Source organism: bacterium (genome assembly GCA_022616075.1).
GTDB lineage: Bacteria > Acidobacteriota > HRBIN11 > JAKEFK01 > JAKEFK01 > JAKEFK01.
This window is the reverse complement of record JAKEFK010000317.1, coordinates 1-9,218: the sequence shown is the minus strand read 5'-3', so window position 1 is coordinate 9,218 and position 9,218 is coordinate 1. Positions and strand designations below refer to the sequence as shown.

The window sequence follows — 9,218 nt, the reverse complement described above, 5'->3', positions numbered from 1 at the left end:
CGATCGAACGTTCAAGAATCTGATGACCGAGGTGGGACTTTCCTATGTCTGAAAAAACGTGAACAAAATCTGAGATTCTGAAAAGAGAAGTTTTATAAATAGAAAAAACCATAAACTCTATAGAAGAGGTTCACAGTTCTCTTACAGAAGGATTGATCGGTGAGATAGTGAAAATCAGTGTGATCCGGGGAGGAAGAATTCAGGACGTGAACGTGAGAGTTGGAGAACGTCCATTTCGGCAACGCAAGGAATGATCCGGGTATTTCTTGTAAACAAAGAAGCCATTCCAGATTCCTTAAATACTTTTTTGATCTCCTCAGATAAGATAAAACTTCTGGAGGGATTTGCGAATGCGGATGTTCTTCTGATATTTGAAGAAAACCGGAACCGCGCTTCTTTAGATCGCGCCAAAAACACACTCGTGCAAAATTCAAAACCCGTGCTCGTGCTTTGCAACCGCTTCGAAGAACCTTTTTCAACGAATTCCATACTGGGTGGCGAATTTGACGACGTCCTGACGTTGGACTCCACCAACAACCAAATTCTTTGGGGCCTGCACGCCGTTGCTGCAGGACTCAAAGTATTGCACGATTCAAAAAAGAACCGCGCCGATCTTCATGAGGCTGCTCTACTAACTCCGCGTGAACTTGAAATTCTCAGATTGATTGCCGACGGAGAAGGGAACAAGTCGATCGCTTATGTTCTCGGAATATCGGAACACACAGTTAAATTTCATATCAGTTCGATATTCGAAAAACTGAGCGTTTTTAGCCGAACAGAGGCGGTAAAAGAAGGAATTACAACAGGATTCATTTCTATTTAAATCTCGATCTGATGCGCTAAGTGCAGAGGTGTGGGGGAGAATTCTTCCAAAGCATCTGATCCGCGGTATCGATGTTGTCCTTAATGAGAATGGGAATCCCATGAAGCGCGCTGCGAGGCCCTTTTTCTTTTCTCTCGGCGTCCAGCGCTTCTGCTATCGAAAGCGCATCCGGATTGATTTCAATTACTGAATTTATGGAAGGACCTTTGCGATCGATTTGTTCTATGCGCGCCAGATATGCCTCTGTAATAGATTTTGCTGTGAGACTTCCGGATTGCATCGCTTCCTGTAATTGTCCGAACGTAGCTTCTTCTAATTCAAACAAACTCGAAATAGTGGATGGTTCTTCCGCAGCGGTGTTGAATTTGCTCAAAATCGGATTAGCAATGGCAAAAGCACAGGCCATCGCGCTCGTTTGTAAGAATTCTCTTCGTTTCATCAGGGCCTCCTCAATAACTTCGATCAAACCATTTTATCCTCGAGATCGGGGAAGAGGAACCGGCCACTTAAGCTCGCTATTGCCACATATGGCTCGAGGAGTATTTCGGACGGATGCGAAAAATTAGTTTCCGGTGGTGAGCACTACTATATTTCATTCATCGGCCTCACTCCGGTGAGAGCGATAAAGCAAACGTCTAAATATGAATCCCTGAGCTGCTTCCATGCAATCTTGCTTTGTGATGAAATAAGAAGCGATGACCCTGGGTTCAGCAACAAAGCTCGGTCCGTACGAAATTCTGGAACCGATTGGCGCCGGTGGAATGGGCGAGGTGTATCGTGCCAGGGACACCCGTTTGGATCGCATCGTCGCGATCAAAGTGCTTCCGTCCCATCTTTCATCCAATCCCGATTTACGGCAGCGTTTTGAAAGGGAGGCACGGGCTGTTTCAAGTCTGAATCATCCTCACATCTGTACTTTGCACGATATCGGAAGCCAGAACGGCACCGACTATATTGTGATGGAATTTATTGAAGGGGAGACGCTCTCATCCCGACTGAAAAATGGATCCTTGCCGCGTCAGGATCTCCTGCGCTACGGAATTCAAATCGCGGATGCTCTCGATAAGGCACACAGACAGGGCATCGTGCATCGGGATCTCAAGCCGGGCAACATCATTCTGACGAAATCAGGAGCAAAACTTCTGGACTTTGGATTGGCAAAGCTCAGGTCCGAATCAAAATCTCGACCGGATGTTTCTACTCTTCCAACGGAACATCGAGATCTTACGCAGGAAGGAATGGTGCTCGGTACTTTTCAATATATGGCACCCGAGCAATTGGAAGGAAAAGACGCAGATCACCGCACTGATATTTTTGCATTAGGAGCGGTTTTGTATGAGATGGCAACGGGCAAGAAAGCATTTGAGGGGAAAAGTCAGGCCAGTTTAATCGCCGCGATTCTAAAAGAGGAACCGAAGCCGATTTCTGAGTTGCAACCCCTGACTCCACCCATATTAGAAAGACTGATCAAGAATTGTCTGGCAAAAGATCCTGAGGATCGATGGCAAAGCGCGCACGACATCAGCAAAGAATTGCGCTGGATTTCAGAAGGGAGCGATACTACTCAGCTTACCTCGGTGGCTTCTGTTTCTTCGACAAAAGGCCGCAATCGGGCTTCTCTTCCTGGATGGATTGTCGCTGCTGGTTTGCTCCTGGCGTTGAGCGGACTACTGCTTTTGTTTTATCCGAAATGGTTAGAAAAGCCCCGCAAGGCAGTCGAAACCCAATTTTCAATAGATCCTGAACCTGGAAGCACCTTCCTTCTCGCCAATCAGGCGGATCCTGATTTTGCAATTTCGCCCGATGGAACAAAGCTGGTTTATCTGGTTGCAAGTGCGAACCAAAAAGATCAGCTCTGGCTGCGTTCGCTCTCCTCTGTTTCCACGCAGCCTATTGCGGGCACGGAGAGTGCTCGCATGCCCTTTTGGTCCCCTGATGCCGAAAATATTGCCTTCGCTTCAGGAACCAGGCTGGTAAAGGTGCCTCTTTCCGGAGGAACTCCTCAAGTTATCTGTGACCTGCATGGGGAATTTCGAGGCGGAGATTGGCTCCCGGACGGAACCATCCTTTTCGCAACCATGAACAACGGACTCCAACGAGTTTCTTCTGAAGGTGGTGAGCCAAAGTTGGTTACTCAACTGGATACGACGGAGAAGGGAATCGGGCACTCCTGGCCTGCGATGCTTCCGGATAACAAACATTTCCTTTTCCTGAATGATTTTAGTGATCCTACTAAACGGGCGATCTATGTTGGATCATTGGATTCGAAAGAACCTGTCCGTCTGATGAAGACGCAATTCATGGCGCAATATTTAGATCCCGGGTACTTGCTGTACATTCAGGCAGGTTCTCTTGTTGCTCAAAAGCTGGAAATGGATCCACCACGATTAACGGGAGACCCCATCCGAATTGTAGATCCGGAGCTTCCCATCAACGTTTTGCGTGGAGCCGCACCTATCACTTCATCACTGAATGGTACGATTGCATTTCGCGTGAGCGGAATATTTCAGAAAACACAACTTTATTGGTTCGATAGAAATGGAAAAAATTTAGGAACTGTGGGACCTGTGGGATCGTACGTAAGTTTGAATTTGTCGCCTGATGGAAAACGCGCGGCAATTACTGCATTAAGTGAGATAGGACGCTCGATCGGAAGAGCGGAGGTGCCTGTTAACATCTGGGTAATTGATCTGGTTCGCGGCGTTCAAACGAGGGTTACTTTTGATCCTTCAACGAGTGATGAAAATCCGACCTGGTCTCCGGATGGACGGTGGCTCACATTTGCGTCCCATCGCAATGCTGAGCAAGCTAAGATTTACCGAAAACCCGCCACTGGTGAAGGACAGGAACAGTCCGTTTGGCTGGGTACCGGAAATGAACATCCCATCGATTGGTCTCCCGATGGCAAATATTTGCTGGTTCATAGCGCAGGCAATTATTCAGATCTGGACTTGATGTACCTGGTTATGTCCGAGCCTCCTGAGAAAAAAGCATTCCTGAATGGTTCCGGTCAAGAAGTTCAGGGCCAGTTTTCACCGGGTGGAAACTGGGTTGCGTATACTTCCGAAGAATCGGGCCGGCAAGAAGTTTATGTGAGACGTTTTCCCTCCGGCGAAGCCAAGTGGCAAATTTCATCCGGTGGAGGTGAACCCAGATGGCGATCGGACGGAAAGGAACTATTTTATATTTCATTGGATGGTAAGATGATGTCTGTCGCAATCAAACCGGGAGACAATTTTGAAGCCTCCCCTCCGGTGCCTCTCTTTTCGACAAATCTTGGTGTTCTGGATCCTGATTTTTACGGCGGCTCTCAGCGATACGACGTAACTGCTGATGGATCCCGTTTTCTTGTCAATACCGTGGTGGTAGCCGGGACACCTCCGAGCATGCACATAATCACCAACTGGACTCCGAGTCGTTAGTCTTTATCCCTGGCTCGATACACTTCCCCCATACCACCCTTACCCAGCGGCGCAAGAATCTGGTAAGCCCCAAGTACAATGCCTGCAGAAAGTGTCATAGGATTTCTGAGATCATTATACAAACAACACGATCTGATTTCTGAAAAGGCCATCGGCTGACGATTTTCAGTTTCTACAGGCGGATGATTTAGTAACGTGGTGACTGCTTGCAGTTATAATTTGAGCCTGTACGTGCGAAGATTGTATAAACAATTCGCACATCGAAAGTTCGATGAGAAATGCCATAGAAAGATTCAGGCAATTGGTAAGAGAGCAGAAATACATGATCTCAGGTCACGCAAACGAAGAGATGTCCGAAGATGATTTGACCGCTCTGGATATCGAGCAGGCGATTGTTACAGGAAAGGTCGCGAAGCGGTTCACACGAGATCCCAGAGGGACGAGATTTGAAGTCATCGGTAAAGCTCTTGACGGAAAGAATGTGGGAATTGTTTGCAGGCTGTCAGCCACAGGGTGGCTTAGAATCATTACTGCGTATAGAATAGAAGGTAACAATAATGAAAAAAGAGAAGTGTGAGTATTGCGACGGGACCTTGAGCGAAAAGATTATCCGGATCCCGTTTCATTACAAGAAACAGGTTGTCTACATAGATAATGTTCCTGTACGAGTCTGCGATAAATGCGGAGAACTATACTTTGAAGCCAAAGTCTATAGAACATTGGAAAAAATTGCAGAATCAAGTAAAAAAATCAGAACCAGGATTACCTTCCCGCTCGCCGATTATCGCACTGCACGCCTTTTGAATATCTGAAATCGAAACGCGCAACTCACGAGTATTTCCCCAGTAGCTCCTGAAAACGCGGATGGTTGCGCAACGGATCCCATGTTGGATCGATGCGAAGCATGGGAACACTGGGGCCGATGAGACCGTAGGTGGGGATCGAAAGCAAATATTCAATCTTGTCCATGGCTGTTTTGCTTTGCTAAGGGTTTCCGAATTACGATCGTAAAACTGGTGATACATCCCTGAATGAGCTCTGGACAGTTCGGCATATGCCAGGGCAAAATCGGGATTGTGAGCCTTCACGATCGCGGCCGCAAAGGAATTAAGGACTTGCCGGTCTGGTTTTTGGCACAAAGTGAACAAAGACTTCTAGTCACTACCGATAGAGGGTTTGCGAAACATCGTACTGAAAGGCATTATGGAATTCTGACAATCCGACTTCGAAAGCCAAATTCATTGAGAATCCACAGGCGTGTCTTGGTAGACTATCTTCATAACAAAAAAGAAAGCAGGAGGTTGCCTATCGAATTGGATAGTAAAGTTCGTGGCTTAAGTGCGATTGACCCGACTTAGGACCCGCCGCTGCTAGAATTCGCCGAAGAGCTTGCTTATGCCGTGAGATCCCCGCGGCTTTTCTCCTCTTCGATTCTTTCGTGCAGCCACATAGACATTAGCTGAGTAAAGGGGATACCTTTTCGGCGCGCAATTCGTTTTGCCATGGAAAGGTCAAAAGGGTCAACGCGGATGCACACCGGCTGTCGGGGAGGTCGACGAGCCATAAACATTTGCGCTCTTGCCAGGAGTTTTTCAACTTTCTCCGGACTCTCATTCGCAAGCAAAGTATCCCATAATAAGGCCTCTTTCTTGAGTCGTTTTCTGATTGTTGCGGTAAGTTTGCTCATTTCTTAATTCTCCTTAAATAGACTTTTCGAGTTGCCACCGGCATGGGATATGCTGTTACGCACCTCCAAAGTCCGTAGTTGGCATAGAGAGCGATGATAACCTCGATGTAAGTTCCGGACGCGTCCGTGCCCCATAATCGATATCGATATTGACTCATTCCGCCCTTTTTCAGCTTGTTTCTAACCGCAAGCGTTGGATACAGTCCTTCACCATAGTACACCTCTTCCACCTGCACCGGTCGAATCCCATGCTTTGCAATGTGATCTATGTTCTCGCCATCCCAATCAGGCTCCAACGAAGGATCAGGTTTCATCATCCCTTTTTAAATTAGCGTAATTTTTTGATTACGTCAATTGTAGGATCTGATCTTTGGGGGTGAATCGGAAAAGAATCGGAAGAGCGGAGGTGCCTGTTAACATCTGGGTAATTGATCTGGTTCGCGGCGTTCAAACGAGGGTTACTTTTGATCCTTCAACGAGTGACGAAAATCCAACCTGGTCGCCGGATGGACGGTGGCTCGCATTTGCGTCCCATCGGAATGCTGAGCAATCTAAAATTTACCGAAAACCTGCCACTGGTGAAGGACAGGAACAGCCCATTTTGCTGGGTACCGAAAATGAACATCCAATCGATTGGTCTCCCGATGGCAAATATTTACTGGTTCATAGCGCTGGCAATCTCTCAGATCTGGACTTGATGTACCTGGAGATGTCCGAGCCTCCTGAGAAAGAAGCCTTTTTGAATGGTTCCGGTCAAGAAGTTCAGGGCCAGTTTTCCCCGGATGGAAACTGGGTTGCGTATACTTCCGAAGAATCGGGCCGGCAAGAAGTTTATGTGAGACGTTTTCCCTCCGGCGAAGGTAAATGGCAAATTTCTTCGGGTGGAGGTGAACCCAGATGGCGATCGGACGGAAAGGAACTATTTTATATTTCATTAGACGGTAAGATGATGTCTGTCGCAATCAAACCGGGAGACAATTTTGAAGCCTCCCCTCCGGTGCCTCTATTTTCGACAAATCTTGGTATCCTGGATCCTGATTTTTACGGCGGCTCTCAGCGATACGAACTGCAAGATCCGAGTACAGAGTGAATATTCTAAACATCCTGATTACAGGCGCAAATCGCGGGATTGGAACTGGAATTCGTGAAACAATATTCACAACGCGGGGAGCGTGTTTTTGCAGCTTGCCGGAATCCAACGCGCGCTGAAGACCTGGAAAGTCTCCTTTCTAAGTTTCCAAAAAATATCAGTATCCATTCTCTTGATGTTTCAAATCAGGAAAACATTCGCAACCTGCATCTTCAGGTAGAAAAAGCAACCGATTCCTTGAACATGCTGAATCACAAAAGTTGGAGGCCAACCGAAATCGAACCGGTGAAGTGAATGAAGAATTAAGCTCGTGAAGCGAGCAGCACAAAATTTTTGGGGTGCTCAGTCATCAGAACCCCGGGGATCATTCCAGCGAGCAGAGCGAAATAGCCGCCAGGAGCGAATGGAGACGGATAATGCCGAACAACACATCGATGACGATTGTGTATGAAACGGCGAGGGTTTTTGCGCAGCAGCAGCGCATTTCACTTGGAAAAGCCGTTTCGACGCTGATCCGAAAAGGTTTTAAAGGTGGAAACGTCCACCCGGAAAATGAAGAGGGGATTTCCGGTTTTCCGTGTCCAGGGGAGCGCGCGACCGATTACTCTGGAGACAGTGAAACACTCATCCGCCGGCATCTGTGAATGCAATTTGTGTGGAGCAATATTTTTTCAAGCCCAAATAACTGCTGAAAAAGAAGTAAGCAATTCCATCGCCGTTTTGCCGTTTGCCAACATGAGCAAATAAAGTTGACACACTCAACATGCTCTATTTGCTTCATTTGCCTGTTTGAGGGAAAAACTCTTTCCATCAAGCCCCATTCCCGGATGATCTCGCTGTCGCTGCGTAGCGAGAGAGAGATTGGAGATCTCCGGTGTTGGCCTCGCTCTTGATATTGGTTTGCCCGCGATGGGCGATAAGTGTCCTTATAAAACAGAGAAGGTTTACAGGCCCAGGCGACCGGAGAGGAATCCATTCTATTCGGTGCTTTTTCATTATTTCGAGCGTTTCGCAGCGGAATACGAATTTCGTTTTGAGAAGCACTACGGCAAGTGGCGATCCATTATCCGGTCGACGGTGGAAAGATTCATCAATTGCGGTGTCTTAAAAAATGGTTTTGCGCGGGTTCGCTGCCCTCAATGTAAGAACGAATATTTGTTGGCGTTTTCTTGTCGGCGGCGTGGATTTTGTCCGTCGTGTTCGGCCAAACGCTCGGTCCTGTGGCGAGAGTTTGTTTCAAGCCAGGTTTTAGCCGATTGTCCGCACAGCCATATTGTCTTTTCCATTCCGAAAATGTTTCGGATTCTGTTCCTCTTTCATCGCAAGTTACTTGGTGAGTTGGCGCGATGCGCCTGGAAGGCTATTGTGCAATACTTTGAAGCCTGCGCCGGCAAAGAAGTTTTACCGGCCGGCATTCTTTCGATTGCTACAGCGGGAGATTTTCTAAACCGGAATCCCCACATCCATGGCTTAATTGCTTGCGCGGTTTTCCGGCGCGATGGCTCCTTTGAGCCGGTTGGGCTGTTACAGGCAAATATCATCCGGGAACTTTTCGAAGCCAATGTTTTTCGACTGCTTGTCAAGAAGGAACGGATCGGCAAAGACCTCATTACAAGGATGCGTTCCTGGAAACATACGGGATTTCAGGTTTATGCAGGTCCAAAAATCATCGACAAACAGGACATTCTGCGTGTGGGCCTTTATATCATTCGTCCTCCCGTCTCTGCAAGCAGGCTTCAGCTTGATCCACAAAACGAAGCCCTGAAGTACCTGGCCACGGGCCGCCATCCCAACGACCGGTGTGATTCGCTGTTTGAAGCTGCCGGTCAGCTCTTTGATCCCATCGACTGGATCGCAAAACTCACATCTCACATCCCGGAAAAAGGAGCCCAGACAATCCGCTATTGTGGAGCCTACTCGAATTCGCATAGAGGCAAGCTTCGAAAACGCCAAATCTCGGCCGCCGCAAAAGCTGTTTGCTCACCACAACCCGAATGCGAGTGGGTTTTTCAGCGGCGAGCCAACTGGGCAGCTCTGATTCGTTTGGTTTGTGAAGTAGACCCCCTTCTTTGTCCAAATTGCCATTCCAAAATGGATATTGTCTCGGTGATCAAGGATGGAAAGGTCATCGACAAGATCCTGGCTCACCTGCAATACAAATTTGATCCGCTGCCACTCTGCATTCGTCCTCCACTG

The 9,218-nt window shown here is 47.7% G+C and carries 11 protein-coding genes; 7 read left to right on the top strand and 4 right to left on the bottom strand.

What is annotated here, in order from left to right:
* Positions 1-250 precede the first annotated feature (250 nt).
* A complete protein-coding gene (locus L0156_25240; GenBank protein ID MCI0606305.1) occupies positions 251-823 on the top strand; it encodes a response regulator transcription factor in 573 nt (190 codons plus the stop codon).
* Positions 824-839: 16 nt separating this feature from the next.
* Here L0156_25240 and L0156_25235 read toward each other — a convergent pair whose 3' ends face one another.
* Positions 840-1,262 carry a hypothetical protein gene (locus L0156_25235; protein MCI0606304.1) on the bottom strand — a complete coding sequence of 141 codons (423 nt, stop codon included), beginning with the start codon at positions 1,260-1,262 and terminating at the stop codon, positions 840-842.
* A 256-nt stretch (positions 1,263-1,518) separates the two neighbouring features.
* Here L0156_25235 and L0156_25230 point away from each other — a divergent pair, with 256 nt between their 5' ends.
* A complete protein-coding gene (locus L0156_25230) occupies positions 1,519-4,245 on the top strand; it encodes a protein kinase (protein ID MCI0606303.1) in 2,727 nt (908 codons plus the stop codon).
* Positions 4,246-4,516: 271 nt separating this feature from the next.
* Positions 4,517-4,822 (top strand): DUF4258 domain-containing protein, encoded by a 306-nt coding sequence (locus tag L0156_25225; GenBank protein ID MCI0606302.1) that lies wholly within the window; start codon positions 4,517-4,519, stop codon positions 4,820-4,822.
* Positions 4,823-5,073: 251 nt separating this feature from the next.
* Here L0156_25225 and L0156_25220 read toward each other — a convergent pair whose 3' ends face one another.
* The 3 genes from L0156_25220 to L0156_25210 form a co-directional block, all read right to left on the bottom strand.
* On the bottom strand, positions 5,074-5,214 hold the full coding sequence (locus L0156_25220; GenBank protein ID MCI0606301.1) for a hypothetical protein: 141 nt from the start codon (positions 5,212-5,214) through the stop codon (positions 5,074-5,076).
* A gap of 424 nt (positions 5,215-5,638) precedes the next feature.
* Entirely contained in the window at positions 5,639-5,932 is a 294-nt protein-coding gene (locus L0156_25215; GenBank protein MCI0606300.1) for a hypothetical protein, read from the bottom strand.
* Positions 5,929-6,249: a hypothetical protein gene (locus tag L0156_25210; GenBank protein MCI0606299.1), complete on the bottom strand. Its 321-nt coding sequence runs from the start codon at positions 6,247-6,249 to the stop codon at positions 5,929-5,931. The genes L0156_25215 and L0156_25210 overlap by 4 nt, the downstream gene beginning before the upstream one ends.
* Positions 6,250-6,308: 59 nt before the next feature.
* On the opposite strand from L0156_25210, the gene L0156_25205 reads away from it, so the two are divergent.
* The 4 genes from L0156_25205 to L0156_25190 all read left to right on the top strand — a co-directional run.
* Positions 6,309-7,022, top strand: coding sequence for a hypothetical protein (locus L0156_25205; GenBank protein MCI0606298.1), 714 nt, complete (start codon positions 6,309-6,311; stop codon positions 7,020-7,022).
* 54 nt (positions 7,023-7,076) lie between these two features.
* Positions 7,077-7,316, top strand: coding sequence for a hypothetical protein (locus L0156_25200; protein MCI0606297.1), 240 nt, complete (start codon positions 7,077-7,079; stop codon positions 7,314-7,316).
* Between the two features lie 122 nt (positions 7,317-7,438).
* Entirely contained in the window at positions 7,439-7,666 is a 228-nt protein-coding gene (locus L0156_25195; GenBank protein MCI0606296.1) for a hypothetical protein, read from the top strand.
* 217 nt (positions 7,667-7,883) lie between these two features.
* A partial coding sequence (locus L0156_25190; protein MCI0606295.1) for a transposase zinc-binding domain-containing protein occupies positions 7,884-9,218 on the top strand: 1,335 nt, incomplete at its 3' end.

Excerpts from the sequence above, each read along its gene's own strand:
- L0156_25240 (MCI0606305.1), top strand. The coding sequence starts at position 251 with ATGATCCGGGTATTTCTTGTAAACAAAGAAGCCATTCCAGATTCCTTA.
- L0156_25235 (MCI0606304.1), bottom strand. The coding sequence starts at position 1,262 with ATGAAACGAAGAGAATTCTTACAAACGAGCGCGATGGCCTGTGCTTTT.
- L0156_25230 (MCI0606303.1), top strand. The coding sequence starts at position 1,519 with ATGACCCTGGGTTCAGCAACAAAGCTCGGTCCGTACGAAATTCTGGAA.
- L0156_25225 (MCI0606302.1), top strand. The coding sequence starts at position 4,517 with ATGAGAAATGCCATAGAAAGATTCAGGCAATTGGTAAGAGAGCAGAAA.
- L0156_25220 (MCI0606301.1), bottom strand. The coding sequence starts at position 5,214 with ATGGACAAGATTGAATATTTGCTTTCGATCCCCACCTACGGTCTCATC.
- L0156_25215 (MCI0606300.1), bottom strand. The coding sequence starts at position 5,932 with ATGAGCAAACTTACCGCAACAATCAGAAAACGACTCAAGAAAGAGGCC.
- L0156_25210 (MCI0606299.1), bottom strand. The coding sequence starts at position 6,249 with ATGATGAAACCTGATCCTTCGTTGGAGCCTGATTGGGATGGCGAGAAC.
- L0156_25195 (MCI0606296.1), top strand. The coding sequence starts at position 7,439 with ATGCCGAACAACACATCGATGACGATTGTGTATGAAACGGCGAGGGTT.